27 protein-coding genes are annotated in these 25,601 nt (G+C 53.5%); 20 read left to right on the top strand and 7 right to left on the bottom strand.

Translation table 11 applies throughout. The features are described from left to right. Positions 1 to 35 precede the first annotated feature (35 nt). The gene (locus OGV80_RS07185) at positions 36 to 662 is read right to left on the bottom strand and encodes a lysoplasmalogenase (RefSeq protein WP_043018617.1); all 627 of its coding nucleotides are present in this window, start codon (positions 660 to 662) and stop codon (positions 36 to 38) included. A gap of 141 nt (positions 663 to 803) precedes the next feature. Here OGV80_RS07185 and OGV80_RS07180 point away from each other — a divergent pair, with 141 nt between their 5' ends. Further along, positions 804 to 1,163 (top strand): DUF2500 domain-containing protein, encoded by a 360-nt coding sequence (locus tag OGV80_RS07180; RefSeq protein ID WP_286514293.1) that lies wholly within the window; start codon positions 804 to 806, stop codon positions 1,161 to 1,163. 100 nt (positions 1,164 to 1,263) lie between these two features. On the opposite strand, the gene OGV80_RS07175 is transcribed toward OGV80_RS07180, so the two are convergent. Further along, entirely contained in the window at positions 1,264 to 1,539 is a 276-nt protein-coding gene (locus OGV80_RS07175; protein ID WP_043018615.1) for a DUF1145 family protein, read from the bottom strand. After that, complete coding sequence (gene rsmD / locus OGV80_RS07170; protein WP_087051934.1) at positions 1,529 to 2,125, bottom strand: 16S rRNA (guanine(966)-N(2))-methyltransferase; 597 nt, start codon at positions 2,123 to 2,125, stop codon at positions 1,529 to 1,531. Before rsmD ends, OGV80_RS07175 begins: the two co-directional genes overlap by 11 nt. 151 nt (positions 2,126 to 2,276) lie before the next feature. Here rsmD and ftsY point away from each other — a divergent pair, with 151 nt between their 5' ends. The 5 genes from ftsY (at position 2,277) to livJ (ending at position 8,062) form a co-directional block, all read left to right on the top strand. Continuing rightward, positions 2,277 to 3,791 (top strand): signal recognition particle-docking protein FtsY, encoded by a 1,515-nt coding sequence (gene ftsY, locus OGV80_RS07165; protein WP_087051935.1) that lies wholly within the window; start codon positions 2,277 to 2,279, stop codon positions 3,789 to 3,791. A gap of 2 nt (positions 3,792 to 3,793) precedes the next feature. Beyond that, positions 3,794 to 4,462, top strand: coding sequence for a cell division ATP-binding protein FtsE (gene ftsE, locus OGV80_RS07160; RefSeq protein WP_003023420.1), 669 nt, complete (start codon positions 3,794 to 3,796; stop codon positions 4,460 to 4,462). Further along, a complete protein-coding gene (gene ftsX / locus OGV80_RS07155; protein ID WP_016154839.1) occupies positions 4,455 to 5,513 on the top strand; it encodes a permease-like cell division protein FtsX in 1,059 nt (352 codons plus the stop codon). The genes ftsE and ftsX overlap by 8 nt, the downstream gene beginning before the upstream one ends. A 270-nt stretch (positions 5,514 to 5,783) precedes the next feature. Beyond that, the gene (gene rpoH / locus OGV80_RS07150; protein ID WP_003023425.1) at positions 5,784 to 6,638 is read left to right on the top strand and encodes an RNA polymerase sigma factor RpoH; all 855 of its coding nucleotides are present in this window, start codon (positions 5,784 to 5,786) and stop codon (positions 6,636 to 6,638) included. 320 nt (positions 6,639 to 6,958) lie between these two features. Further along, positions 6,959 to 8,062, top strand: coding sequence for a branched chain amino acid ABC transporter substrate-binding protein LivJ (livJ, locus tag OGV80_RS07145; RefSeq protein WP_140389828.1), 1,104 nt, complete (start codon positions 6,959 to 6,961; stop codon positions 8,060 to 8,062). A gap of 104 nt (positions 8,063 to 8,166) precedes the next feature. On the opposite strand, the gene panM is transcribed toward livJ, so the two are convergent. Next, positions 8,167 to 8,550 carry an aspartate 1-decarboxylase autocleavage activator PanM gene (gene panM, locus OGV80_RS07140; protein ID WP_087051963.1) on the bottom strand — a complete coding sequence of 128 codons (384 nt, stop codon included), beginning with the start codon at positions 8,548 to 8,550 and terminating at the stop codon, positions 8,167 to 8,169. A gap of 422 nt (positions 8,551 to 8,972) precedes the next feature. Here panM and livK point away from each other — a divergent pair, with 422 nt between their 5' ends. The 11 genes from livK (at position 8,973) to ugpQ (ending at position 19,431) form a co-directional block, all read left to right on the top strand. Then, positions 8,973 to 10,082, top strand: a complete 1,110-nt coding sequence (livK, locus tag OGV80_RS07135) for a high-affinity branched-chain amino acid ABC transporter substrate-binding protein LivK (protein WP_043018611.1) — start codon at positions 8,973 to 8,975, stop codon at positions 10,080 to 10,082. 61 nt (positions 10,083 to 10,143) lie between these two features. After that, positions 10,144 to 11,070, top strand: coding sequence for a high-affinity branched-chain amino acid ABC transporter permease LivH (gene livH, locus OGV80_RS07130; RefSeq protein WP_043018610.1), 927 nt, complete (start codon positions 10,144 to 10,146; stop codon positions 11,068 to 11,070). Next, on the top strand, positions 11,067 to 12,344 hold the full coding sequence (livM, locus tag OGV80_RS07125; RefSeq protein WP_043018609.1) for a branched chain amino acid ABC transporter permease LivM: 1,278 nt from the start codon (positions 11,067 to 11,069) through the stop codon (positions 12,342 to 12,344). Before livH ends, livM begins: the two co-directional genes overlap by 4 nt. Continuing rightward, positions 12,341 to 13,108, top strand: coding sequence for a high-affinity branched-chain amino acid ABC transporter ATP-binding protein LivG (livG, locus tag OGV80_RS07120; protein ID WP_003827578.1), 768 nt, complete (start codon positions 12,341 to 12,343; stop codon positions 13,106 to 13,108). Before livM ends, livG begins: the two co-directional genes overlap by 4 nt. A 17-nt stretch (positions 13,109 to 13,125) precedes the next feature. Beyond that, positions 13,126 to 13,839, top strand: a complete 714-nt coding sequence (livF, locus tag OGV80_RS07115) for a high-affinity branched-chain amino acid ABC transporter ATP-binding protein LivF (RefSeq protein ID WP_087050797.1) — start codon at positions 13,126 to 13,128, stop codon at positions 13,837 to 13,839. A gap of 101 nt (positions 13,840 to 13,940) precedes the next feature. After that, positions 13,941 to 14,222: a hypothetical protein gene (locus tag OGV80_RS07110; RefSeq protein WP_075145532.1), complete on the top strand. Its 282-nt coding sequence runs from the start codon at positions 13,941 to 13,943 to the stop codon at positions 14,220 to 14,222. A 248-nt stretch (positions 14,223 to 14,470) separates the two neighbouring features. Then, positions 14,471 to 15,787 (top strand): sn-glycerol-3-phosphate ABC transporter substrate-binding protein UgpB, encoded by a 1,317-nt coding sequence (gene ugpB, locus OGV80_RS07105; protein WP_043018605.1) that lies wholly within the window; start codon positions 14,471 to 14,473, stop codon positions 15,785 to 15,787. 102 nt (positions 15,788 to 15,889) lie between these two features. Beyond that, entirely contained in the window at positions 15,890 to 16,777 is an 888-nt protein-coding gene (gene ugpA / locus OGV80_RS07100; RefSeq protein WP_043018604.1) for a sn-glycerol-3-phosphate ABC transporter permease UgpA, read from the top strand. Further along, positions 16,774 to 17,619: a sn-glycerol-3-phosphate ABC transporter permease UgpE gene (gene ugpE, locus OGV80_RS07095; RefSeq protein ID WP_286514288.1), complete on the top strand. Its 846-nt coding sequence runs from the start codon at positions 16,774 to 16,776 to the stop codon at positions 17,617 to 17,619. Before ugpA ends, ugpE begins: the two co-directional genes overlap by 4 nt. Before the next feature lies 1 nt (position 17,620). After that, positions 17,621 to 18,691: a sn-glycerol-3-phosphate import ATP-binding protein UgpC gene (locus OGV80_RS07090; protein WP_087051938.1), complete on the top strand. Its 1,071-nt coding sequence runs from the start codon at positions 17,621 to 17,623 to the stop codon at positions 18,689 to 18,691. Beyond that, entirely contained in the window at positions 18,688 to 19,431 is a 744-nt protein-coding gene (gene ugpQ / locus OGV80_RS07085; RefSeq protein ID WP_080626003.1) for a glycerophosphodiester phosphodiesterase, read from the top strand. The genes OGV80_RS07090 and ugpQ overlap by 4 nt, the downstream gene beginning before the upstream one ends. On the opposite strand, the gene OGV80_RS07080 is transcribed toward ugpQ, so the two are convergent. Then, positions 19,428 to 19,868, bottom strand: a complete 441-nt coding sequence (locus OGV80_RS07080) for a DUF2756 family protein (protein ID WP_043018601.1) — start codon at positions 19,866 to 19,868, stop codon at positions 19,428 to 19,430. The genes ugpQ and OGV80_RS07080 overlap by 4 nt on opposite strands. Positions 19,869 to 19,986: 118 nt before the next feature. Between OGV80_RS07080 and ggt the strand changes: the two genes are divergently transcribed. Continuing rightward, on the top strand, positions 19,987 to 21,732 hold the full coding sequence (ggt, locus tag OGV80_RS07075; RefSeq protein ID WP_286514283.1) for a gamma-glutamyltransferase: 1,746 nt from the start codon (positions 19,987 to 19,989) through the stop codon (positions 21,730 to 21,732). 47 nt (positions 21,733 to 21,779) lie between these two features. Here the strand turns inward: ggt and OGV80_RS07070 are convergent, their stop codons facing one another. Further along, entirely contained in the window at positions 21,780 to 22,664 is an 885-nt protein-coding gene (locus tag OGV80_RS07070) for a hypothetical protein (protein ID WP_043018599.1), read from the bottom strand. Between the two features lie 46 nt (positions 22,665 to 22,710). Further along, positions 22,711 to 23,199 carry an N-acetyltransferase gene (yhhY, locus tag OGV80_RS07065; protein ID WP_019078130.1) on the bottom strand — a complete coding sequence of 163 codons (489 nt, stop codon included), beginning with the start codon at positions 23,197 to 23,199 and terminating at the stop codon, positions 22,711 to 22,713. Between the two features lie 416 nt (positions 23,200 to 23,615). Between yhhY and OGV80_RS07060 the strand changes: the two genes are divergently transcribed. Together OGV80_RS07060 and yhhW are read left to right on the top strand one after the other, a co-directional pair. Beyond that, a complete protein-coding gene (locus OGV80_RS07060) occupies positions 23,616 to 24,653 on the top strand; it encodes an oxidoreductase (RefSeq protein WP_149280747.1) in 1,038 nt (345 codons plus the stop codon). 123 nt (positions 24,654 to 24,776) lie between these two features. Beyond that, entirely contained in the window at positions 24,777 to 25,472 is a 696-nt protein-coding gene (gene yhhW / locus OGV80_RS07055; RefSeq protein ID WP_003023472.1) for a quercetin 2,3-dioxygenase, read from the top strand. Positions 25,473 to 25,601 lie beyond the last annotated feature (129 nt).

Here is a 25,601-nt window from a genome sequence, read left to right as displayed (position 1 = left end):
GATACACTCTGGAGTCGACTCCAGAGTCAAGCGTTTTAAAGATACAACGAACGAACAATCAGGAAATGTCCGGCGAAGTAGCAGGCGGCGGCAATTGCGTTATCGGCGCGGAAGCGGCGACGATAATGGCTACCCAGCCAGACAATGTTGCCGATGAACAGGAGCGATGCGCCCATAAATGCCGACAGCGCCGGCGCGGTCGGGCGGAAGAACCACAGCTCTCCGGCCATCCAGACCATCATCAGCGTGATGCCGATAAAGGTGCAGATAGCGACACGCAGCTCTTCCAGACGCGTCCAGATCACGGCAATCAGCAACGCCCCCATTACGACCAGCACCAACGGCAGAGGCCAGAAAAACGACAGCGTCATTTGGCTGGCGAAGTAGATGGTATACAGCAGATGCGACAGGAAGAATGCTCCCACGGCGTACAGCAGGCGTTGGCGCGGTAACAGCGTAAGCGCATCACCCAGCAGTGAGGCAAGCAGGCCAGCCAGTACCAGATAGCTGATAGCGTTAAACATTGGCGCCTGCCAGGCCAGCAGCGCCAGGAGCAGCAATGTCAGGGGCTTAAAGACCCAGCGTTGCCATGCAGGCCCACGATAGGAAGCATCCACGAACAACCATGCGGAAAGACAGACAGCGATAAACGACCAAAGCATCTTAGTTCCTTGAATTCGTTATTTTTTCGTAAGCGGGGTGCTCACGGCTCTACTGTCCAGTGTAGAGGCCGACACAGCCAGATGACAACACCATAACAGGCAATGTATGCTTATTTCCGCATTTTCTGATGGGTTAATAACATGAGCAAACCACCACTTTTTTTCATTATTATCATTATCTTTATCGTTGTCGCCGCGTCGTTTCGTTTTGTCCAGCAGCGGCGTGAAAAAGCCGATAATGATGCGGCGCCGCTGGTGCAAAAGCAGGTGGTGGTGAGTAACAAACGGGAAAAACCGCTTAACGATCGGCGATCCCGTCAGCAGGAAGTGAGCCCGGCAGGAACCAGCATGCGCTATGAAGCCAGCTTTAAGCCACAAAGCGGCGGCCTCGAGCAAACCTTTCGTTTGGACGCCCGCCAGTACCATGCGTTAACGGTTGGGGATAAAGGCACGCTGAGTTACAAAGGTTCGCGTTTTATTGATTTTACGGCTGAACGCTAAGATTTCATCTGACTGATGCCGGATGGCTGCTTACGCCTTATCCGGCCTACAAATTTTGTCGCCCCGGCTCGCAACGCGCCGCTGGGCGAAAAGAGCGCAGTTACTTCTTCAACTGATCTTTAATCTTCTTCTGCCACACCAGCAGTTCAAAAACGCCGAACAGAAAAATACGGATTTTCTCTCCACCGGTCATCTGCGGGCCATCTTTGGGCATGGTGCTTTTTAGCAGCGCCAGTTGCATGCCATGCATTAGCACCATAAATATCAGTGCGACGTTAACGAAGATGTTAAGCGGGCGTGGAAAGGGTTGAAAAATATTCAGTAGTAAAAATGCCCAGACGCACAGCATCAGCAGGCGTCCCAGGTTAATCAGCATCGTATTCTCCTCGTGCTTCACGTTGGTACAGGCGATAGGCGACCTGTCCGGCGACTTTTTCACGGTATAGCGACCAGTTTACCGGAACCGGCGGCAAACCGTTTTCTACTTCGCTTTCAACGTAAATATACGCTTCATTTGCCAGCCAGCCATGAGTTTCCAGAAGAGTTAATGTTTCTTCCAGTAATCCTTTGCGGAACGGCGGGTCAACAAATACCACGTTATGCGGCGTACCCGTCTGGGCCAAAAATGTCAGCGTATTGGTATTGACGACGCGGGCATGGGGGGCTTTCAGCGTGGCGAGATTCTTTTGTAGCTGCTGAGATACCGCGCGATCCATCTCCAGAAGCGTCGCATTTGCCGCATAGCGAGAGAGAGCTTCCAGACCCAGCGCGCCGCTGCCGGCGAAGCAGTCCAGGCAGTGGGCATCGACCATTACCGGGGCCAGCCAGTTAAACAACGTTTCGCGTACACGGTCAGTGGTCGGACGCAGGCCAGGGCTGTCCGGAACCGGGAGTTTACGGCCACGCCATTGCCCGCCAATAATGCGAATCTGGCCGCTACCAGAGTGATTCGGTTTTTTCATTTCTATTATTGCTCAATCCGCCTATAGCATGTCATTCCAGGCGGTGATGTGAGTTAAGTTAAGTGATAGACTATTTCATCATTTTTTTAGCTGCTATGTACATAGCGTTGACGCTGTGCCATGAAGCAACAGCGGGGGAGTGTAGTCGCAAATGGCGAAAGAGAAAAAACGTGGCTTTTTTTCCTGGCTGGGCTTTGGTCAAAAAGAGCAGGCACCGGAAAACGAGACAGAAGTAAAAAACGAAGAACAACAACCGGTTGCTGAAGAAACTACCGTCGTTGACGAACAACCGCACGTCGAGGAAACCCGTAGCGAGGCTGAAACGCAAGCCTTTGCAGCTGAAGTCGTTGAAGTAACTGAACAGGTTGCGGAAATCGAAAAACTGCAGCCGGAAGACGAACCTGTCGCCGAACAAGCGCAACTGGAGATTGAGCCGGTTGCTGAAACTGTAGTGGAAACGCCAGCAGCGGTGGTCATCGAACGCGAAGAATTGCCGCTGCCGGAAGAGGTTAAAACCGAAGATGTTTCTGCCGAAGAGTGGCAGGCCGAAGCGGAAACCGTGGAAATCGTTGAGGCGGCTGAAGAAGAAGCTGAAAACGAACCGCAACTGACCGACGAAGAGCTGGAAGCACAAGCGCTGGCCGCTGAGGCTGCTGAAGAAGCCGTCATAGTGGTGCCGGTAGAAGAACCAGCCGTTGAAGAACCGGTAAAAGAAGAGGCAGTCCAGGAGCAGGAAAAACCAACTAAAGAAGGTTTCTTTGCGCGCCTGAAACGCAGCCTGCTGAAAACAAAAGAAAACCTCGGTTCCGGATTTATCAGTCTGTTCCGTGGTAAAAAGATCGACGATGATCTGTTTGAAGAGCTGGAAGAGCAGTTGCTCATCGCCGACGTGGGCGTAGAAACGACCCGCAAGATCATTGCGAATCTGACGGAAGGCGCCAGTCGCAAGCAGCTTAAAGACGCGGAAGCGCTGTACGGTTTGCTGAAAGACGAGATGGGCGAGATTCTGGCGAAGGTTGACGAACCGCTGAATGTTGATGGCAAAACACCCTTTGTTATCTTAATGGTTGGCGTCAACGGCGTGGGCAAAACCACCACTATCGGTAAGCTGGCGCGTCAGTTTGAGCAACAGGGTAAATCGGTCATGCTGGCGGCGGGCGATACTTTCCGTGCGGCGGCGGTAGAACAGCTGCAGGTCTGGGGTCAGCGTAACAATATCCCGGTGATTGCTCAGCATACCGGTGCGGATTCTGCGTCCGTTATCTTTGATGCCATCCAGGCGGCGAAGGCGCGTAACGTAGACGTGCTGATCGCTGATACCGCAGGGCGTTTGCAGAATAAATCGCACCTGATGGAAGAATTGAAAAAAATCGTTCGCGTCATGAAGAAGCTGGACGAAGATGCGCCGCATGAAGTTATGCTGACTATCGACGCCAGCACCGGGCAGAATGCGATAAGCCAGGCCAAACTGTTCCATGAAGCGGTGGGCTTAACCGGTATCACCCTGACCAAGCTGGACGGTACGGCGAAGGGCGGGGTCATCTTCTCGGTTGCCGATCAGTTTGGCATCCCTATCCGTTATATCGGTGTGGGCGAACGTATCGAGGATTTACGTCCGTTTAAAGCGGACGATTTTATAGAGGCACTTTTTGCCCGAGAGGATTAACAATGATTCGCTTTGAACATGTCAGCAAGGCCTATCTCGGTGGGAGACAAGCGCTGCAGGGAGTGACCTTCCATATGCAGCCTGGCGAGATGGCGTTTCTGACCGGCCACTCCGGCGCGGGGAAAAGTACCCTGCTGAAGCTGATTTGTGGAATTGAACGGCCCAGCGCCGGGAAAATCTACTTCAGCGGGCATGACATCAGCCGTTTGAAAAACCGTGAAGTGCCGTTTCTGCGTCGTCAGATTGGCATGATTTTTCAGGATCACCACCTGTTGATGGACCGAACCGTGTTTGACAACGTGGCAATCCCGCTGATCATCGCGGGCGCCAGCGGGGACGATATTCGTCGTCGCGTGTCAGCGGCGCTGGATAAAGTCGGGCTACTGGACAAAGCGAAAAACTTCCCGATTCAGCTCTCCGGCGGTGAACAACAGCGCGTGGGCATCGCTCGTGCGGTGGTGAACAAACCTGCGGTACTGCTGGCGGACGAACCAACGGGGAACCTGGATGACGCGCTGTCAGAAGGGATCCTTCGCCTGTTCGAAGAGTTTAACCGCGTCGGGGTCACGGTATTAATGGCCACGCACGATATTGGCCTGATCTCCCGTCGCTCCTATCGCCAAATGGTTCTGAGCGATGGACATCTGCATGGAGGCCTGGCGCATGAATAGACGTGACGCTATTAATCAAATCAAGCAGTTCGGTGGCCGACTGGATCGCTTTCGTAAATCGGGCGGTGCGCCGGGTGACGGCGGTCGCAACGCGCCAAAGCGGGCGAAAGCTGCGCCAAAGCCGAACTCGCGTAAAACCAATGTCTTTAACGAGCAGGTACGTTATGCGTTCCAGGGCGCGTTGCAGGACCTGAAAAGCAAGCCGCTGGCGACGTTTCTGACGGTGATGGTTATTGCCATCTCCCTGACGCTGCCAAGCGTGTGCTACATGGTTTATAAGAACGTAGACCATGCGGCAAGCCAGTATTATCCGTCCCCGCAGATCACCGTTTACCTGCAAAAAACGCTGGATGATGATGCGGCGGCGCGGGTGGTGGGTCAGTTGCAGGCCGAGCAGGGCGTTGAGAAAGTGAATTATCTTTCCCGTGACGACGCGCTGGGTGAATTCCGTAACTGGTCTGGTTTTGGCGGCGCGCTGGATATGCTGGAAGAGAACCCGCTGCCGGCCGTGGCGGTGGTTATCCCTAAACTGGACTTCCAGGGGACGGAGTCGCTGAACACGCTGCGTGACCGCATCGCACAAATCAACGGTATTGATGAAGTGCGGATGGATGACAGCTGGTTCGCTCGCCTGGCGGCGCTGACGGGCCTTGTTGGACGCGTTTCCGCGATGATTGGCGTGCTGATGGTGGCGGCGGTCTTCCTCGTCATTGGTAACAGCGTACGTCTGAGTATTTTTGCGCGTCGCGATACCATTAACGTGCAGAAACTGATTGGCGCGACGGATGGATTTATCCTGCGTCCGTTCCTTTATGGTGGTGCACTGCTCGGTTTTTCCGGCGCATTTCTTTCACTGATTTTGTCAGAAATTTTGGTGATGCGTCTGTCGTCAGCGGTAACTGAAGTGGCGCAGGTTTTTGGAACCAAGTTTGATATCAACGGCTTATCATTCGACGAATGCCTGTTATTGCTGCTGGTGTGCTCGATGATTGGCTGGGTGGCAGCCTGGCTTGCCACGGTTCAACATTTACGCCACTTTACCCCCGATTAAAAAATCTCTGGTATAATCTTTCCCTGCACTGAGTAGTTCGCTCTGCAGGGAAAGAGTCCCTGTTGTCTCTTCCCGGCGTATTCATTGTGATGTCACATTTTGTGCGTAATCTATACACATTACGACATGGAACTTGTGGATAAAATCACTGTCTGATAAAAGATTGAATGATATTCTCGTTGCTCATAAGCTCTGGCATGGTTGTTGCTACTGGTTTTTGTTAATTAGTTTTTAGCCAATGCGCCAGATGAAAAGATTGAGAGGATTTGAATGACCAAAGAAATGCAAAATTTAGCTTTAGCCCCTGTTGGTAACCTGGAATCTTACATCCGGGCTGCGAACGCGTGGCCGATGTTGTCGGCTGACGAGGAGCGGGCACTGGCTGAAAAGCTGCATTACCAGGGCGATCTGGAAGCAGCTAAAACGCTGATCCTGTCTCACCTGCGCTTTGTTGTTCATGTTGCTCGTAATTATGCGGGCTATGGCCTGCCGCAGGCGGATCTGATTCAGGAAGGTAATATCGGCCTGATGAAAGCCGTGCGCCGTTTCAACCCGGAAGTGGGTGTGCGCCTGGTTTCTTTCGCCGTGCACTGGATCAAAGCTGAGATCCACGAATACGTCCTGCGTAACTGGCGTATCGTTAAAGTCGCGACCACCAAAGCGCAGCGTAAACTGTTCTTTAACCTGCGTAAAACCAAGCAGCGTCTGGGCTGGTTTAACCAGGATGAAGTCGAAATGGTTGCTCGCGAACTGGGTGTTTCCAGCAAAGACGTGCGCGAAATGGAATCCCGTATGGCGGCGCAGGACATGACGTTTGACATGTCTTCAGACGATGAGTCTGACAGCCAGCCGATGGCTCCGGTGCTGTATCTGCAGGATAAATCTTCTAACTTTGCCGACGGCATTGAAGAAGATAACTGGGAAGATCAGGCCGCGAACAAACTGACCCACGCAATGGAAGGCCTGGACGAGCGTAGCCAGGACATCATTCGTGCCCGTTGGCTGGACGAAGACAACAAATCGACGTTACAGGAGCTGGCCGATCGCTACGGCGTTTCCGCTGAACGTGTTCGTCAGCTTGAAAAGAACGCCATGAAAAAACTGCGTGCGGCGATCGAAGCGTAATCTTCGCGCATTGCCAATGTACCCTCGAATGTGAATTCGGGGGTTTTGTTTTTTGTAGGCCGGATAAGGCGTTTACGCTGCCATCCGGCAACACCTTTGCCCGATGGCGCTTTGCTTATCGGGCCTATGACCTTTCCTCCCCTCCACAGACACGAATTTGTTATCTGGATGTAAATTTAGCTATTCCAAAATAATAAAAATCGGGTATGTTTTAGCAGAGTATGCTGCTAAAGCACGGGTGGCTATCCAATAATCGAAATAAAGTGCTGAACAACAACATCACAACACACGTAATAACCACAATAATGGGGATTGTCAGGATGAATATGAAGGGTAAAGCGTTATTGGCAGGATGTATCGCCCTGTCTTTGAGCAATATGGCGTTTGCTAAGGATATTAAAGTGGCCGTTGTCGGCGCGATGTCCGGTCCGGTAGCGCAGTATGGCGATCAGGAATTTACTGGCGCAGAGCAGGCGATCGCAGATATCAACGCCAAGGGCGGCGTGAAGGGTGACAAACTGGTCATGGTGAAATATGACGATGCCTGTGACCCGAAACAAGCGGTAGCGGTTGCTAACAAAGTGGTCAACGACGGGATTAAATACGTTATTGGTCACCTGTGCTCTTCTTCCACTCAGCCTGCATCAGACATCTATGAAGACGAAGGTATTCTGATGATCACCCCAGCGGCAACGGCGCCAGAACTGACCGCGCGCGGCTATAATCTGGTGTTGCGTACCACCGGTCTCGATTCCGATCAGGGCCCAACTGCGGCGAAATATATCGTCGATAAAGTGAAACCGAAGCGCATTGCCATCGTTCACGACAAACAGCAGTACGGCGAAGGCCTGGCGCGCTCCGTGCAGGACAACCTCAAGAAAGCCAACGCTGATGTGGTGTTCTTCGACGGTATCACCGCCGGCGAAAAAGATTTCTCTACGCTGGTGGCGCGTCTGAAGAAAGAAAATATTGATTTCGTTTACTACGGTGGTTACCACCCGGAAATGGGGCAGATTCTGCGTCAGGCGCGCGCTGCTGGCCTGAAAACCCAGTTTATGGGACCGGAAGGGGTAGCGAACGTATCGCTGTCTAACATCGCGGGCGAGTCTGCGGAAGGTTTACTGGTGACGAAACCGAAGAACTACGATCAGGTTCCGGCGAACAAACCCATCGTAGATGCTATTAAAGCCAAGAAACAGGATCCGAGCGGCGCATTCGTCTGGACCACCTACGCCGCGCTGCAATCCTTGCAGGCCGGCCTGAACCAGTCTGACGATCCGGCTGAAATTGCCAAATACCTGAAAGCAAACTCAGTGGAAACCGTAATGGGGCCGCTGTCATGGGATGCGAAGGGCGATCTGAAAGGCTTCGAGTTCGGCGTGTTTGACTGGCACGCAAACGGGACGGCGACAGACGCCAAGTAATTGAGTGCCGGGTGGCGGCTTCGCCTTACCCGGCCTACATACTTACCAGGTCTACAACGAGCACTTCGTAGGCCGGATAAGCGTCAGCGCCATCCGGCTTTCTTTTAGCGCTTCTCCCAGCCATTCTCCTGGGCTGTAAACCCTAACGCCTGCATAAACGTGGCCATCACGCTGCGGTCTTCAACGCCGACGTCGGCCATCCACCATGAACTCACGTCAGGGTTTTCCTGGATCACTTCTTCGATCAAATACTGCCCGACGCCGCGACGGCGGGTGATATCGCGCACGCGCAATGAATCCAGCGCGCCTTGTGTGCCGCTCAGGGTTACGCGAACTGCGCCTAACAGACGCTCGTTAAAGCGCGCGGCGTAAATCCGGTGCGTTTCATCTACGCTTAACGATGAGGCGGAATATTCCGGCCAGATTTTACCCAGATCAATCTGGTCCTGGTCGCTAAAGTTATCTAAACGAACGATGGTCAGCTTCATTAACAGCATGTCCAAATCACAAAAGATGGAATCAGTGTACCGAAATAATTCGCCCGGATGCTTTCTCTTTTTTACGTGATTCACCAGGTTAATAGTTTTGTAACAACGGTAATGACAGATTGAAACAGTAGAGATTGAAAAACAGGCAGGATAATCCCCTGGAATGCAGCATTTTATTCCGCTCTTTGTGCCATTATTTTATGCTGACAAACGCGCTTTTTTTTGTTTATCTATAGTGAAAAGCAGAATATTATCTTTTCTTAATCGACTGAAAAATAGAGCTTTTAGCCGTAATTTGCTTAAAAAACTGTGCTAAGCCATTAATGAGACTGGTAAAAATAGCACAGCGCAAAAAAAGCACAGTCTGCTTTTTAACCACATAAATACAAAATATTAATTACGTCACGAATGGGGATTCAGAAATGAAACGGAATGCGAAAACAATCATCGCAGGGGTGATAGCACTGGCAATGTCGCATGCGGTCATGGCGGAAGATATCAAGGTCGCTGTTGTTGGCGCGATGTCAGGTCCGGTCGCGCAGTGGGGTGATATGGAATTTAATGGCGCACGTCAGGCCATAAAAGATATCAATGCCAAAGGTGGAGTCAAAGGCGACAAACTGGTCGCTGTGGAATATGACGACGCTTGCGATCCAAAACAAGCCGTTGCGGTAGCGAACAAAATCGTCAATGACGGCATTCAGTACGTTATTGGTCATCTGTGCTCATCTTCTACGCAGCCTGCATCAGATATCTATGAAGATGAAGGCATTCTGATGATTTCTCCTGGCGCAACCAATCCAGAACTGACCCAGCGCGGTTATGCACACATTATGCGTACAGCGGGCCTGGACTCCTCTCAGGGGCCGACCGCCGCGAAATACATCCTGGAGAAAGTGAAGCCGCAGCGCATCGCCATCATTCACGATAAACAGCAATACGGTGAAGGCCTGGCGCGTTCAGTTCAGGACAGCCTGAAAGCGGGCAAAGGCAACATCGTCTTCTTCGATGGGATCACCGCCGGGGAAAAAGATTTTTCTGCGCTGATCGCCCGCCTGAAAAAAGAAAATATCGACTTTGTTTATTACGGCGGCTACTACCCGGAAATGGGGCAAATGCTGCGCCAGGCGCGTTCTGTCGGGCTGAAAACCCAGTTTATGGGACCAGAGGGCGTCGGCAATGCGTCGCTGTCTAACATCGCCGGTGATGCCGCTGAAGGCATGCTGGTGACCATGCCAAAACGCTATGACCAGGATCCGGCGAATAAAGCTATCGTCGATGCGCTCAAAGCTGACAAGAAAGATCCAACCGGTCCGTACGTGTGGATCACTTATGCAGCCGTCCAGTCATTGGCAACTGCAATGGATCGCAGCGGTAGCAAAGAGCCGTTGGACCTGGTGAAAGATCTGAAAGCTCACGGGGCTGATACCGTGATTGGGCCGCTGAAATGGGACGAAAAAGGCGATTTGAAGGGATTTGAGTTTGGTGTCTTCCAGTGGCACGCGGACGGATCATCGACCGTCGCGAAGTAATCGCTGAAGACGAGTTATCCCACCGCCCGTACAAAACGGGCGGGTTAAGAAAGGTTACCTTATGTCCGAGCAGTTCCTCTATTTCTTGCAGCAGATGTTTAACGGCGTCACGCTGGGAAGCACCTACGCGCTGATCGCTATCGGTTATACGATGGTGTACGGCATTATCGGCATGATCAACTTCGCCCACGGCGAGGTGTATATGATCGGCAGCTATGTCTCCTTTATGATCATCGCTGCGCTAATGATGATGGGGATTGATTCCAGTTGGCTACTGGTCGCGGCGGGCTTCGTCGGCGCGATTGTGATTGCCAGCGCCTACGGTTGGAGTATTGAACGCGTGGCGTATCGGCCCGTGCGCAGCTCCAAGCGCCTGATTGCGCTGATTTCCGCCATCGGGATGTCTATCTTCCTGCAAAACTACGTCAGCCTCACCGAGGGTTCGCGTGATGTGGCGCTGCCCAGCCTGTTCAACGGCCAGTGGACTGTTGGCAGTAGTGAAAACTTCTCTGCTTCCATCACCACCATGCAGGCGGTTATCTGGATTGTAACCTTCCTCGCGATGCTGGCGCTGACGCTGTTTATCCGCTATTCGCGTATGGGTCGCGCCTGTCGTGCCTGCGCGGAAGATCTGAAGATGGCCAGCCTGCTCGGTATTAACACCGATCGCGTGATTGCGCTGACCTTTGTGATTGGCGCGGCAATGGCGGCGGTAGCGGGCGTACTGCTCGGTCAGTTCTACGGGGTAATTAACCCGTACATCGGCTTTATGGCCGGGATGAAGGCCTTTACCGCGGCGGTACTGGGCGGCATCGGCAGCATTCCTGGGGCGATGATCGGCGGCCTGATTTTGGGCGTTGCCGAGGCGCTCTCCTCTGCTTACCTGAGTACCGAATACAAAGACGTGGTGTCGTTCGCGCTGCTGATTCTGGTGCTGCTGGTGATGCCGACCGGTATTCTGGGTCGCCCGGAGGTAGAGAAAGTATGAAACCGATGCATTTTGCAATGGCGCTGCTTTCCGCCGCTATGTTCTTCATTCTGGCGGGCGTCTTTATGGGCGTTCAACTGGAACTTGACGGCACCAAACTGGTGGTGGATACCGCTGCGGATATCCGCTGGCAATGGGTGTTTATCGGCACTGGCGTGGTCTTTCTCTTTCAACTGTTGCGTCCTGCTTTCCAGAAGGGGCTGAAGAGCGTCTCCGGACCGAAGTTTATTCTGCCGGCGATTGATGGCTCCACCGTTAAACAGAAGCTGTTCCTGGTGGCGCTGCTGGTGATTGCCGTGGCGTGGCCGTTTATGGTGTCGCGCGGAACGGTGGATATCGCCACGCTGACGATGATTTATATCATCCTCGGCCTCGGCTTAAACGTGGTAGTGGGGCTTTCCGGCCTGCTGGTGCTGGGCTACGGCGGCTTCTATGCCATCGGCGCTTACACCTTCGCACTGCTGAACCATTATTACGGACTCGGCTTCTGGACCTGTCTGCCGCTGGCAGGGCTGGTTTCCGCTGCTGCGGGCTTCCTGCTCGGCTTCCCGGTACTGCGCCTGCGCGGTGATTATCTGGCTATTGTGACGTTAGGCTTCGGCGAAATCGTCCGTATCCTGCTGCTCAACAACACCGAAGTGACCGGTGGCCCAAATGGTATCAGCCAGATCCCGAAACCCACCTTTTTCGGTCTGGAGTTCAGCCGTACCGCCCGTGAAGGCGGCTGGGATACTTTCAGCAACTTCTTTAATGTGAAGTACGATCCGTCTGACCGCGTCATTTTCCTCTATCTGGTGGCGCTGCTGCTGGTGGTCTTCTCGCTGTTTGTCATCAACCGTCTACTGCGTATGCCGTTGGGCCGTGCGTGGGAAGCGCTGCGTGAAGATGAAATTGCCTGTCGCTCGCTGGGCTTAAACCCTACGCGCATCAAGCTGACCGCCTTTACCATCAGCGCTGCGTTCGCGGGTTTTGCCGGTACGCTGTTTGCTGCGCGCCAGGGTTTTGTCAGCCCGGAATCGTTCACCTTTGCCGAGTCGGCCTTTGTGCTGGCGATTGTGGTACTGGGCGGAATGGGCTCACAGTTTGCGGTGATCCTCGCGGCTATCCTGCTGGTGGTGTCACGTGAGCTAATGCGTGATTTCAACGAATACAGCATGTTAATGCTGGGTGGTTTAATGGTACTGATGATGATCTGGCGTCCGCAGGGCTTGTTGCCGATGACCCGTCCGCAGTTGAAGCTGAAAAACGGGGAAGCGAAAGGAGAGCAGGCATGAGTCAGCCATTATTATCCGTTAACGGCCTGATGATGCGCTTCGGCGGTCTGCTGGCGGTAAACAACGTTGAGCTGGAACTGCGTCCGCAGGAAATCGTCTCGTTAATCGGGCCAAACGGCGCGGGGAAAACCACGGTCTTTAACTGTCTGACCGGTTTTTATAAGCCGACCGGCGGCACGATTAAGCTGCGCGACCAGCACCTGGAAGGGCTGCCGGGTCAGCAAATCGCGCGTATGGGCGTGGTGCGTACTTTCCAGCACGTGCGCCTGTTTCGCGAAATGACGGTGATTGAAAACCTGCTGGTGGCGCAACATCAGCAGCTGAAAACCGGCGTCTTCTCCGGCCTGTTGAAAACTCCGTCGTTCCGTCGCGCGCAGAGTGAAGCGTTGGATCGCGCCGCCACCTGGCTTGCGCGTATTGGTTTGCTGGAGCATGCCAACCGGCAGGCCAGTAACCTGGCCTACGGCGATCAGCGCCGTCTGGAGATTGCCCGCTGCATGGTGACCCAGCCGGAAATCCTGATGCTCGACGAACCCGCCGCTGGCCTCAACCCGAAAGAGACCAAAGAGCTGGACGAGCTGATTGCTGAACTGCGTAACCATCACAACACCACCATTTTGTTGATTGAGCACGATATGAAGCTGGTGATGGGGATTTCCGACCGTATTTACGTGGTGAACCAGGGCACGCCGCTGGCGAACGGGACGCCGGAACAGATTCGTAATAACCCGGATGTTATCCGCGCCTATTTAGGAGAAGCATAATGGGGGCGAGGCATAATATGGATAACGTGATGTTATCGTTCGACAAAGTCAGCGCCCACTACGGCAAGATACAGGCGCTGCACGATGTCAGCTTGTATATCAACCAGGGTGAAATCGTTACCCTGATTGGCGCCAACGGCGCGGGAAAAACCACGCTGCTCGGTACGTTATGCGGCGATCCGCGTGCGACCAGCGGGCGAATTGTCTTTGATGGTAAAGACATTACCGACTGGCAGACGGCGAAAATCATGCGCGAAGCGGTCGCGATTGTTCCGGAAGGGCGTCGCGTGTTTTCCCGCATGACGGTCGAAGAGAACCTGGCGATGGGCGGCTTCTTTGCCGAAAAGGACCAGTTTCAGGAACGCATCAAATGGGTGTATGACCTGTTTCCTCGCCTGCATGAGCGTCGAATTCAGCGTGCGGGAACGATGTCCGGCGGTGAACAACAGATGCTGGCGATAGGTCGTGCGCTGATGAGCCAGCCGAGGCTGCTACTGCTTGATGAACCGTCGCTGGGTCTGGCACCGATTATCATCCAGCAGATTTTTAACACCATCGAGCAGTTGCGCGAGCAGGGGATGACCATCTTCCTCGTTGAACAGAACGCTAACCAGGCACTGAAGCTCGCCGATCGCGGCTACGTGCTGGAAAACGGTCATGTGGTGCTGGAAGACACCGGTGATGCGTTACTGGCTAACGAAGCGGTGCGCAGCGCGTATCTGGGCGGTTAACCATTCTCTGAATAGACAAGGGGCCCGCTGTGGCCCCTTTTTATTGCTCTATGTTATTATTGAGAATAGTTATCAATAATAAAAATGAACATGGAGAAAGGATGATTCGTTCAGGTACCTGCATGATGATTGGTAGTTTGTTTTTGACGCTTTCATTAAATACCCTGGCCTCAGCGCCGCCAGCGTTCGACCCGCGCGACCCATCAATCTGGGAAGAGAAACCGGACAACCCGTTAGCGCAGTCCAACTCGCCCTGCGAAGTCTTCACCAGCTCAGTATGTCCGGGCTGGGAAGATGAGAAATCGGATATCCAGCGCGAACGCGAGCGGCGTGAACAGCAGCGTTTACAGAATGAATATGAACGACGCTGGCGTAAAGATTAATGTTCCTTGCTGGCAGTAACAGATAACAGCATCCTGGTCGGGTAAGACATAGCGCTACCCGGCTTTGTTGTGCACCACCCCGCATTTTCCTGTCACTACGCTTTCACCGCCTTGCCATCTGTTTGTCGCCTTACTATCTTTTTTTTGTAATAAAAAAGTTATTTTTCTGTCATTCGAGCATGTCATGTTACCCCCGCGAGCATAAAACGCGTGATATCGCGCATCCGGCACAACAAGAGAGATAACCGATGATATCGTTACGACATACAGCTTTAGGACTGGCACTTAGCCTGGCATTTGCAGGTCAGGCACTGGCGGTCACCACTATCCCGTTCTGGCACTCAATGGAAGGCGAACTGGGTAAAGAAGTTGACTCACTGGCGCAACGTTTTAATGCCGCCAATCCCGACTACAAAATTGTTCCGCAGTACAAAGGCAACTACGAGCAAAGCCTGAGCGCAGGTATTGCCGCCTTCCGTACCGGAAACGCGCCTGCGCTGTTGCAGGTTTATGAAGTGGGTACGGCAACAATGATGGCCTCGAAAGCCATTAAACCGGTCTATGAAGTCTTCAAAGAGGCCGGCATTAACTTCGATGAGTCTCAGTTCGTACCGACCGTTTCCGGTTACTACACCGACTCTAAAAGTGGGCACTTGCTCTCCCAGCCGTTTAACAGCTCCACTCCGGTGCTGTACTACAACAAAGATGCCTTCAAAAAAGCCGGTTTAGACCCGGAGCAGCCGCCGAAAACCTGGCAGGATCTGGCGGAATACACCGCGAAGCTGAAAGCCGCAGGAATGAAGTGCGGTTACGCCAGCGGCTGGCAGGGATGGATTCAGATTGAAAACTTCAGCGCCTGGAACGGTCTGCCGGTAGCAACCAAAAACAACGGTTTTGACGGTACTGACGCGGTGCTGGAGTTCAATAAACCGGAACAGGTGAAACATATCGCCCTGCTGGAAGAGCTGAACAAAAAAGGGGATTTCAGCTACTTTGGGCGTAAAGATGAGTCCACCGAGAAGTTCTATAACGGGGATTGTGCCATTACCACCGCCTCTTCTGGTTCTCTGGCTGACATCCGTCACTACGCTAAATTCAACTATGGCGTCGGAATGATGCCGTACGATGCCGACGTGAAGGGCGCACCGCAGAATGCGATTATCGGTGGGGCCAGCCTGTGGGTTATGCAGGGTAAAGACAAAGCAACTTACGAAGGCGTGGCGCAGTTCCTCAACTTCCTGGCGAAGCCTGAAATTGCTGCCGAATGGCACCAGAAGACCGGCTATCTGCCCATCACCACTGCTGCCTACGACCTGACCCGCGAGCAGGGCTTCTATGATAAGAACCCAGGGGCTGATATCGCCACTCGCCAGATGCTGAACAAGCCGCCGTTGCCGTTCACCAAAGGGCTGCGTCTGGGCAACATGCCGCAGATCCGCACTATCGTGGATGAAGAGCTGGAAAGCGTCTGGACCGGGAAGAAAACCCCGCAGCAGGCGTTGGATACCGCCGTTGAACGTGGCAATCAGTTACTGCGTCGTTTTGAGCAATCGACCAAGTCTTAAGTGTATAAGTGCCTGATGGCGCTGCGCTTATCAGGCCTACAGCGTTTGTAGGCCGGATAAGGTGCCTGCACCGCCATCCGGCACCTTCCAGGAAAAGTCTACATGTCTTCATCCCGTCCGGTATTCCGCTCGCGTTGGCTTCCCTATTTGCTGGTGGCTCCGCAGCTGGTTATCACCGTTATTTTCTTTATCTGGCCCGCCGGTGAAGCGCTGTGGTATTCGTTGCAATCCGTTGATCCGTTTGGTCTTTCCAGCCAGTTTGTCGGACTGGAGAACTTTGTCGCGCTGTTTCATGACCCGTACTACCTTGATTCGTTCTGGACCACCATTAAGTTCAGTACGTTCGTCACGGTAAGCGGTCTGCTGGTGTCGTTGTTTTTTGCGGCGCTGGTGAATTACGTGGTGCGTGGCAGTCGTTTTTACCAGACGCTGATGCTGTTGCCTTATGCCGTCGCGCCCGCCGTCGCCGCCGTATTGTGGATCTTCCTGTTTAACCCAGGACGCGGACTGATTACCCATTTTCTCGGTGAGTTTGGCTATGACTGGAACCATGCGCAAAACAGCGGTCAGGCGATGTTCCTGGTGGTGTTTGCGTCGGTCTGGAAGCAGATTAGTTACAACTTCCTGTTCTTCTTTGCCGCACTGCAGTCTATTCCGCGGTCGCTGATTGAGGCCGCCGCGATTGATGGCGCAGGGCCGGTTCGCCGCTTCTTTAAGCTGGCGTTGCCGCTGATAGCCCCGGTCAGCTTCTTTCTGCTGGTGGTGAATCTGGTTTATGCCTTCTTTGATACTTTCCCGGTGATCGATGCCGCCACGGCGGGTGGCCCGGTACAGGCGACCACTACGTTGATTTATAAGATCTATCGCGAAGGGTTTGTTGGGCTGGATCTCTCCGCTTCGGCCGCGCAATCGGTGGTGCTGATGTTCCTGGTCATTATTTTGACGGTGGTGCAGTTCCGCTATGTGGAAAGTAAGGTGCGTTACCAATGATTGAGAACCGTCGTGGGCTGACAATATTCAGCCATGCCATGTTGATTATGGGGATCATGGTGATCCTGTTTCCGCTGTACGTTGCGTTTGTCGCGGCGACGCTGGACAACAAAGCGGTGTTTGAAACGCCGATGACGCTGGTGCCCGGCACACAGCTACTGGAAAACACGAAATACATCTGGGTCAACGGCGTGGGCGTCAATAGCGCGCCGTTCTGGCTGATGATGCTCAACAGTTTCATTATGGCGTTCAGTATTACGGTAGGCAAAATCACCGTTTCTATGCTCTCCGCATTCGCCATCGTCTGGTTCCGTTTTCCGCTGCGCAACCTGTTCTTCTGGATGATTTTTATCACCCTGATGCTGCCGGTTGAGGTGCGTATTTTCCCGACGGTGGAGGTTATTGCCAACCTGAAAATGCTCGACAGCTATGCGGGTCTGACGCTGCCGTTGATGGCATCGGCTACTGCGACCTTCTTGTTTCGGCAGTTCTTTATGACCCTGCCGGATGAACTGGTTGAGGCGGCGCGTATTGACGGTGCGTCACCGATGCGTTTTTTCCGCGATATCGTACTACCGCTGTCAAAAACCAACCTGGCGGCGCTGTTCGTTATCACCTTTATCTACGGCTGGAACCAGTATCTGTGGCCGTTGTTAATTATTACCGACGTCAATTTGGGCACTGCGGTGGCGGGTATCAAAGGCATGATTGCCACCGGTGAAGGTACCACCCAATGGAATCAGGTAATGGCAGCCATGCTGCTAACGCTTATCCCTCCGGTAATCATCGTGTTAGCCATGCAGCGCGCGTTTGTACGTGGTTTAGTGGACAGTGAGAAATAAAATGGCAGGACTCAAACTACAGGCAGTAACCAAAAGCTGGGACGGCAAAACCCAGGTGATTAAACCGCTGACGCTGGACGTCGCGGACGGGGAATTTATCGTCATGGTCGGGCCATCTGGCTGCGGCAAATCTACGCTACTGCGGATGGTGGCCGGGCTTGAGCGGGTGAGCGGCGGCGATATCTGGATTGATAATAAGCGCGTTACCGAGATGGAGCCGAAGGATCGCGGCATTGCGATGGTCTTTCAGAACTACGCGCTCTACCCGCATATGAGCGTGGAAGAAAACATGGCCTGGGGGCTGAAAATCCGCGGGATGGGTAAGGAGCATATTGCCGAACGGGTGAAAGAGGCGGCGCGTATTCTTGAGCTGGGTGAACTGCTCAAGCGTCGTCCGCGCGAGCTTTCCGGCGGACAGCGCCAGCGCGTGGCGATGGGGCGGGCGATTGTCCGCGACCCGGCGGTATTCCTGTTTGATGAACCGCTTTCCAATCTCGATGCCAAGCTGCGCGTACAGATGCGTCTCGAGTTACAACATCTGCATCGCCGCCTGAAAACCACTTCGCTGTACGTGACGCACGATCAGGTTGAAGCGATGACGCTCGCCCAGCGGGTGATGGTGATGAACAAAGGCATTGCCGAGCAGGTAGGTACGCCGGTTGAGGTGTATGAAAAACCAGCCAGCCGCTTTGTGGCGAGTTTTATCGGCAGCCCGGCGATGAACCTGCTGGACGGGCGCATCAGCGCCGCGGGTACCCATTTTGAGCTTGACGACGGTATGACGTTGCCGATCGGCAGAAGCACCAGAGTGTCTGGTGGGCGTAATATGACGCTGGGTATCCGCCCGGAGCATATTGCGCTAAGCTCGCAGGCCGAAGGCGGCGTGCCGCTGGTTGTCGACACGCTGGAAATGCTGGGAGCGGATAACCTGGCACATGGACGTTGGGGTGAGCAAAAGCTGGTGGTGCGACTGGCGCATCAGCATCGCCCGACGGCAGGCAGCACGCTGTGGCTGCATCTGCCAGAAAATCATCTGCATCTTTTTGATGGCGAAACAGGACAACGCGTATGAGTTACTGGCCTTACCCCCATATTGTCGCCCATCGTGGCGGCGGTAAGCTGGCACCGGAAAACACCCTGGCGGCGATCGACGTGGGGGCGCGATACGGGCATACCATGATCGAGTTTGACGCTAAATTGTCGAAAGACGGTGAGATCTTCTTGCTGCATGACGACAACCTGGAGCGAACCAGTAACGGCTGGGGCGTGGCAGGCGAGCTGAACTGGCAAGATTTATTGCGCGTGGACGCCGGCGGCTGGTTTAGCGGTGAGTTTAAAGGTGAACCGCTGCCGCTGCTCTCGCAAGTGGCCGAGCGCTGCCGTCAGCACGGTATGATGGCGAATATTGAAATTAAACCCACAACCGGCACCGGAACCTTAACCGGCAAAGTCGTTGCGCTGGCCGCGCGGGAACTGTGGGCGGAAATGACGCCACCACTGTTGTCATCCTTTGAAATTGATGCGCTTGAAGCGGCGCAGCAGGCGGCGCCTGAACTGCCGAGAGGTTTGCTGCTGGATGAATGGCGCGAAGACTGGCGTGAGCTGACAACGCGGCTTGGCTGCGTCTCTATTCATCTTAATCACAAGCTGCTGGATGAAGCTCGCGTGGATGCGCTACGCGACGCGGGGCTACGGATACTGGTGTATACCGTCAACCGACCCCAGCGCGCGGCGGAACTGCTACGCTGGGGAGTGGACTGTATCTGTACCGATGCTATTGATACGATTGGTCCGGATTTCCAGCCCTGTTAAGGTCCAATCGTTTTTAACGGAACGTTAGGCTGCGGCGTGCTGGAGGGCTTCAGCATGTCGCCGTTCTTTTTCTCTGACAGCATATGTTGCTTATTCAGCGAGCTGTCCGGGTTACGGGTTCCACTCAACATCCCACCGTTGCTGTTGGAAAGCATCTGCTGCTGACCGGAATTCAGCTCGCCAGGCTGAGACTGAAGGACTCGCTGGGAGTTGGTGTTGATTTGGTTTTCCATATGCTGTTGCTGCATACGCGTCTGCGTTTGCAACTGCTGGTTGAGCATCCCTTTCTGTTGAATCTGCTGCGATTGCATTTGCGTCTGCATACGCTGCTGACTCGGGATCTGATAACCCGGTTGATTCGGGTTATTCATGGTGTTGATAGGCTGTGCAAAGCCTGCAAACGGCAACAGCATGGCTAAAAGTAAGAGTCGTTTCATCGCTTTTCTCCTCTCGGGGATCGTTTAAGTTTACTCCTTTCTCGCCGTTACGATGATTATTTCAGAGTTATGCACCAGGCTTATTGGGGGCCGACCCCCATACATCTGGAGAATAACGATGATAAAACCGACGTTTTTACGCCGGGTAGCCATTGCTGCTCTGCTCTCAGGAAGTTGTTTTAGCGTTGCTGCCGCGCCGACTGCGCCACCGCCGGTATCCTACGGTGTTGAGGAAGATGTGTTCCATCCTGTGCGCGCGCAACAGGGGATGGTGGCCTCCGTGGATGCGCTGGCCACCCAGGTTGGGGTGGACATTCTGAAACAGGGGGGGAATGCCGTCGATGCCGCCGTGGCCGTTGGCTACGCGCTGGCGGTAACGCATCCTCAGGCGGGCAATCTGGGCGGTGGTGGTTTTATGCTGCTGCGTACTAAAGACGGTAACACCACCGCGATCGATTTTCGTGAAATGGCGCCTGCTGGCGCGACCCGTGACATGTTCCTCGATGAGCAGGGCAACGCCGATGCGAAAAAGTCGCTGACGTCGCATCTGGCATCCGGTACGCCGGGTACCGTGGCGGGTTTCTCGCTGGCGCTGGAGAAATACGGCACGATGCCGCTGAACAAAGTGGTGCGCCCGGCAATGAAGCTGGCGGAAGAAGGCTTTGTGGTTAACGATGCGCTGGCCGACGATCTGAAAACCTATGGCAGCGAAGTGCTCCCTAATCACGAGAACAGCAAAGCCATTTTCTGGAAAGACGGCGAGCCGCTGAAAAAGGGCGACAAGCTGGTGCAAAAGAATCTGGCGAAAAGCCTCGAGATGATTGCCGAGAACGGTCCGGACGCGTTTTATAAAGGGGCTATTGCCGATCAGATTGCCGGGGAAATGCAGAAGAACGGCGGGCTGATGACCAAAGAGGATTTAGCCAGCTATAAAGCCGTGGAGCGTACGCCGATTAGCGGTGACTATCGCGGGTATCAGGTCTTCTCCATGCCGCCGCCGTCCTCTGGCGGTATTCACATCGTGCAGATCCTCAATATTCTCGAAAACTTCGACATGAAGAAGTACGGGTTTGGCAGCGCCGACGCCATGCAGGTCATGGCTGAAGCGGAGAAATATGCTTACGCCGACCGTTCAGAGTATCTGGGCGACCCGGATTTTGTGAAAGTGCCGTGGCAGGCACTGACCAACAAAGCCTATGCTAAAACGCTTGCGGATCAAATTGATATCAACAAGGCTAAGCCTTCCAGCCAGATCAAACCAGGCAAGCTCGCCCCGTATGAAAGCAACCAGACCACTCACTTCTCGGTGGTGGATAAAGACGGCAATGCCGTGGCGGTGACCTATACCCTGAATACCACCTTCGGGACCGGCATCGTGGCGGGTAACACCGGTATCCTGCTCAATAATGAAATGGATGATTTCTCCGCTAAGCCGGGCGTGCCAAACGTTTATGGACTGGTGGGCGGCGATGCTAACGCGGTTGGGCCGAAAAAGCGCCCGCTGTCGTCGATGTCACCGACTATCGTGGTAAAAGACGGGAAAACCTGGCTGGTTACCGGCAGCCCTGGCGGGAGTCGAATTATCACAACCGTGCTGCAAATGGTAGTCAACAGCATTGATTTCGGGATGAACGTCGCCGAAGCGACCAACGCGCCGCGCTTCCATCATCAGTGGTTACCGGATGAACTGCGCATCGAGAAGGGCTTTAGCCCGGATACAATCAAGCTGCTGGAGCAAAAAGGACAGAAAGTCGCGCTGAAAGAGGCGATGGGCAGCACGCAGAGCATTATGGTTGGACCGGATGGCGCACTGTATGGCGCGTCTGACCCGCGTTCCGTGGATGATTTAACGGCGGGATACTAAGAATAATGGCCTACAGCGTTCTAAGTGGTGTAGGCCTGACTGGTTGGTTATGGCGCATATCCCTGCAGTGACTCAGACCAGCGGAATATTTGGCTGCTTTTATCCTGCAGGTTAACGCGTTCTAAATCATAAAATCCGTGCGTCTTTGCCGAGCGCATTTTGAGAATGTACTTGCTTTCGCTGATGTCGTGCTGCCTTGTGCCGTCTTTATTCCAGTCTCCGGCGATGTCCGTATATTGATAAACAAGGTCGGAATACACGTTGATTATCCTGTTGTCTTTGATCGTATAGAGCTCCAGCACTTCGTAAAATGCGCCGCCGCCGGAATACGCATCAGAGTATCCACCACGCACCCCGAACGCCAGGGTATCGGGGGCGATCCGGTACGGTGCCAGATCCAGTTTTGTATAATAAGCCAGCGGTCTGACGGACTCATCATCGCTCTCTTTTTCGGCGGCTTTATTCCACTCCGAGAGTTGGTTTAACGGTTTTTCCGAACGTGCAATCGGCGTTAGCCGTTGGTTCTGCCAGGAAAAAACGCCGAGATATAATTTATTAGCGCGCCCGTTGCTGTAGTTTTCAGGACAGGTGTTATCCGCGTATTTCTTTGCCTGCCCGGCATCCGCCTGATTGTCAGCGAAACAAGCGACGCCAATATATTTGCCGTCTTTGCCCCAGGCTTTGGCACCCGTGAGGATCAGGTTGTCAGGATCCTCATTTGGCGCAACCCAGGCAATCCACTGGTCCTCGGATAATCCCTGCGGAAGCTCGCCAAATCCTTTCGCGGGTGTTGCTCCCGCCATTTGCTCAGCGAAAATCTGTTTGCCTTCCGGGTGTTGAATGGCGCTGGGTACGGAATCGAGATTTTGTACGGTAGTGGCAAAAGCAGGGGAGAGCGTTGCCAGCAACACCAGGGGAAGGTACTTTTTCACTATTGCGTCCTTTCAATAAGCAGGGCGATACGACTCGCCCTTAAATTTATTTCACGCGTGCCATAAAGTAGGCATCAACATACTCACCGTTGCGCAGGCCGTATTTCTTACCGGTGCCTTCGATTTCAAAGCCGTATTTCTTATACACCGCCACGGCAGGCTCATTATCAACAAATACCGTTAGCTCAATACGCTCGACGCGCAGCCAGTTGTCGCACATGTCGATCATCGTGCGGATCAGCGCGCTGGCAACGCCGCGATTGTGCCACCGGGCATCCACGCAGATACCAAAATCGGCCACGTGGCTGCGGCGTGGGCGCTGCGCAACCTCAATACAGAGATGCCCCACGACGATATCGTCAATGCAGGCAACCAGTTGTTTAACCCCGGCTTGCTCGGTTAGCCGCGCCTGCCACATCTCGAGGGAAGGATGAGGAACCTGTAGCGTGTTGTGGTACACCTCCGGCTGAGCGTGGATCTGACGAATTGCGTCGTAATCTTTTGGTTCAGCGTGGCGTATCACTATTTCACTCATTCCTTATCTCCTGCAGGGTTAATTGTGTATTTACACTCGCTGAGAAAGAAAATCCCGTCAACTGCATTTTTTTGCAAAAAGAAGTAGACAAGTGCGAATGAGAATGATTATTATTGCTCTGCGTTCAGGGGAACCCCTACGGAGAACCTGAAAGCACGACATTGCTCACATTGCTTCCAGTATTACTTTAGCCAGCCTTGCGCTGGCTTTTTTTTTGGTTTTGTTTCTGCCTGGCTTACTTGTCATTTTGTCCCCGGGATGATGCCGGATGGCGCTTGCGCTTATCCGGCCTACAGCTGAGACCTGGGTTTTGTAGGCCGGATAAGGCTCCGCCGCCATCCGGCAAAGAATCCAACATTCAGTCTCCAGCCGCTTTGCGCTATGGTGTAGACAATCACTTTCAAAAGGATCGTCTCATGACCTTACACTGCGCATTTATTGGTTTTGGTAAAAGCACCACTCGCTACCATTTGCCGTACGTCCTCAATCGCAAAAATAGCTGGCACGTTGCGCACATTTTCCGCCGCAACGCCAAGCCGGAAGAGCAGGCGCCGCAGTATTCCCATATTCACTTCACCAGTGACCTCGACGAGATCTTAAACGATCCGCAGGTGAAGCTGGTGATCGTCTGTACCCATGCTGACAGCCATTTTGAATACGCCAAACGCGCGCTGGAAGCGGGTAAAAATGTGCTGGTTGAGAAACCCTTCACCCCAACGCTTGCGCAAGCAAAAGAGTTGTTTGAGCTAGCGCAAAGCAAAGGACTGACCGTTACGCCGTATCAGAATCGTCGTTTTGACTCCTGTTTCCTCACCGCTAAAAAAGCGATTGAGAGCGGCAAGCTCGGCAAGATTGTTGAAGTTGAAAGCCATTTCGATTACTACCGTCCCGAAGCAGAAACCAAGCCGGGGCTGCCGCAGGACGGCGCGTTTTATGGTCTGGGCGTACACACCATGGATCAGATTATCTCGCTGTTCGGACGCCCCGATCATGTGGCCTATGACATCCGCAGCCTACGCAACAAAGCGAACCCGGACGATACCTTTGAAGCGCAGCTGTTTTACGGCGACCTGAAAGCCATTGTTAAAACCAGTCATCTGGTGAAAATCGACTATCCGAAGTTTATCGTCCATGGCACCAAAGGCTCGTTTGTGAAGTACGGCATCGACCAGCAGGAAACCAGCCTGAAGGCTAATATCATGCCAGGTGAGCCAGGTTTCGCTGCCGATGATTCCATTGGAATGCTGGAATATGTCAACGATGACGGCATCACGGTGAAAGAAGAGGTGAAGCCGGAAGTGGGAGACTACGGTCGCGTCTATGATGCGCTGTACCAGACGCTGACGGCCGGTACGCCTAATTACGTCAAGGAATCTGAAGTTCTTACCAACCTGGAAATCCTCGAACGCGCCTTTGAACAGGCAATGCCTGCCACGATAACCCTCGCCAAATAGCCTGCACAGACTCCTCTGGGCTTGTTCATATTTTTTGAACAGAGGAGTCAATTTTCACCCTCTATGATTCCAGACGGATTGAGTCCACACTTACTCCATCGAAAACATCTGGGGGTGAACACAATGATCTATTTACGCAAAGCTAATGACCGTGGCCACGCTAATCATGGCTGGCTCGATTCCTGGCATACCTTCTCTTTTGCCAACTACTATGACCCGAACTTTATGGGGTTCTCGGCACTGCGCGTGATTAACGATGATGTAATCGACGCAGGCCAGGGCTTTGGCACTCACCCCCATAAAGACATGGAAATCCTGACCTATGTGCTGGAAGGTGCAGTGGAGCATCAGGACAGCATGGGCAACAAAGAGCAGGTTCCGGCCGGTGAGTTTCAGATTATGAGCGCCGGGACGGGGATCCGTCACTCGGAGTATAACCCGAGCAATACTGAGAAACTGCATCTGTATCAGATCTGGATCATGCCGCAGGAAAACGGTATTACGCCGCGCTATGAACAGCGCCGTTTCGATGCCGCCCAGGGTAAACAATTGGTGCTGTCGCCGGATGCCCGTGATGGTTCGCTGAAAGTTTACCAGGATATGGAGCTGTACCGTTGGGCGCTGGTCAAAGATGAGCAGTCGGTGCATCAGATTGCCGCTGAACGCCGCGTCTGGATCCAGGTGGTAAAAGGCAATGTCACCATTAACGGCACCAAAGCGACCACCAGCGACGGTCTGGCCATCTGGGATGAACAGGCAATTTCGATTCATGCCGACAGCGATAGTGAAGTGTTACTGTTTGACCTGCCGCCAGTCTAACGTGCTGTAACCCTTTGTAGGCCGGATAAGACGCGAAAGCGTTGCCATCCGGCTTTTCATCGTTTGTCATTAATTCCATGCGTCCGTGGTAAACTGGGGGAATCTATCCCTTTTTAACGCTTCAGGACG

Source organism: Citrobacter sp. Ce119, assembly GCF_030334525.1.
In the GTDB taxonomy this organism is placed as follows: domain Bacteria; phylum Pseudomonadota; class Gammaproteobacteria; order Enterobacterales; family Enterobacteriaceae; genus Citrobacter; species Citrobacter europaeus.
This window is presented reverse-complemented; position numbering and strand designations above follow the sequence as displayed.

Bases quoted from the DNA above. Each gene is read 5' to 3' on its own strand.
- OGV80_RS07185 (WP_043018617.1), bottom strand. From the start codon at position 662: ATGCTTTGGTCGTTTATCGCTGTCTGTCTTTCCGCATGGTTGTTCGTG.
- OGV80_RS07180 (WP_286514293.1), top strand. From the start codon at position 804: ATGAGCAAACCACCACTTTTTTTCATTATTATCATTATCTTTATCGTT.
- OGV80_RS07175 (WP_043018615.1), bottom strand. From the start codon at position 1,539: ATGCTGATTAACCTGGGACGCCTGCTGATGCTGTGCGTCTGGGCATTT.
- rsmD (WP_087051934.1), bottom strand. From the start codon at position 2,125: ATGAAAAAACCGAATCACTCTGGTAGCGGCCAGATTCGCATTATTGGC.
- ftsY (WP_087051935.1), top strand. From the start codon at position 2,277: ATGGCGAAAGAGAAAAAACGTGGCTTTTTTTCCTGGCTGGGCTTTGGT.
- ftsE (WP_003023420.1), top strand. From the start codon at position 3,794: ATGATTCGCTTTGAACATGTCAGCAAGGCCTATCTCGGTGGGAGACAA.
- ftsX (WP_016154839.1), top strand. From the start codon at position 4,455: ATGAATAGACGTGACGCTATTAATCAAATCAAGCAGTTCGGTGGCCGA.
- rpoH (WP_003023425.1), top strand. From the start codon at position 5,784: ATGACCAAAGAAATGCAAAATTTAGCTTTAGCCCCTGTTGGTAACCTG.
- livJ (WP_140389828.1), top strand. From the start codon at position 6,959: ATGAATATGAAGGGTAAAGCGTTATTGGCAGGATGTATCGCCCTGTCT.
- panM (WP_087051963.1), bottom strand. From the start codon at position 8,550: ATGAAGCTGACCATCGTTCGTTTAGATAACTTTAGCGACCAGGACCAG.
- livK (WP_043018611.1), top strand. From the start codon at position 8,973: ATGAAACGGAATGCGAAAACAATCATCGCAGGGGTGATAGCACTGGCA.
- livH (WP_043018610.1), top strand. From the start codon at position 10,144: ATGTCCGAGCAGTTCCTCTATTTCTTGCAGCAGATGTTTAACGGCGTC.
- livM (WP_043018609.1), top strand. From the start codon at position 11,067: ATGAAACCGATGCATTTTGCAATGGCGCTGCTTTCCGCCGCTATGTTC.
- livG (WP_003827578.1), top strand. From the start codon at position 12,341: ATGAGTCAGCCATTATTATCCGTTAACGGCCTGATGATGCGCTTCGGC.
- livF (WP_087050797.1), top strand. From the start codon at position 13,126: ATGGATAACGTGATGTTATCGTTCGACAAAGTCAGCGCCCACTACGGC.
- OGV80_RS07110 (WP_075145532.1), top strand. From the start codon at position 13,941: ATGATTCGTTCAGGTACCTGCATGATGATTGGTAGTTTGTTTTTGACG.
- ugpB (WP_043018605.1), top strand. From the start codon at position 14,471: ATGATATCGTTACGACATACAGCTTTAGGACTGGCACTTAGCCTGGCA.
- ugpA (WP_043018604.1), top strand. From the start codon at position 15,890: ATGTCTTCATCCCGTCCGGTATTCCGCTCGCGTTGGCTTCCCTATTTG.
- ugpE (WP_286514288.1), top strand. From the start codon at position 16,774: ATGATTGAGAACCGTCGTGGGCTGACAATATTCAGCCATGCCATGTTG.
- OGV80_RS07090 (WP_087051938.1), top strand. From the start codon at position 17,621: ATGGCAGGACTCAAACTACAGGCAGTAACCAAAAGCTGGGACGGCAAA.
- ugpQ (WP_080626003.1), top strand. From the start codon at position 18,688: ATGAGTTACTGGCCTTACCCCCATATTGTCGCCCATCGTGGCGGCGGT.
- OGV80_RS07080 (WP_043018601.1), bottom strand. From the start codon at position 19,868: ATGAAACGACTCTTACTTTTAGCCATGCTGTTGCCGTTTGCAGGCTTT.
- ggt (WP_286514283.1), top strand. From the start codon at position 19,987: ATGATAAAACCGACGTTTTTACGCCGGGTAGCCATTGCTGCTCTGCTC.
- yhhY (WP_019078130.1), bottom strand. From the start codon at position 23,199: ATGAGTGAAATAGTGATACGCCACGCTGAACCAAAAGATTACGACGCA.
- OGV80_RS07060 (WP_149280747.1), top strand. From the start codon at position 23,616: ATGACCTTACACTGCGCATTTATTGGTTTTGGTAAAAGCACCACTCGC.
- yhhW (WP_003023472.1), top strand. From the start codon at position 24,777: ATGATCTATTTACGCAAAGCTAATGACCGTGGCCACGCTAATCATGGC.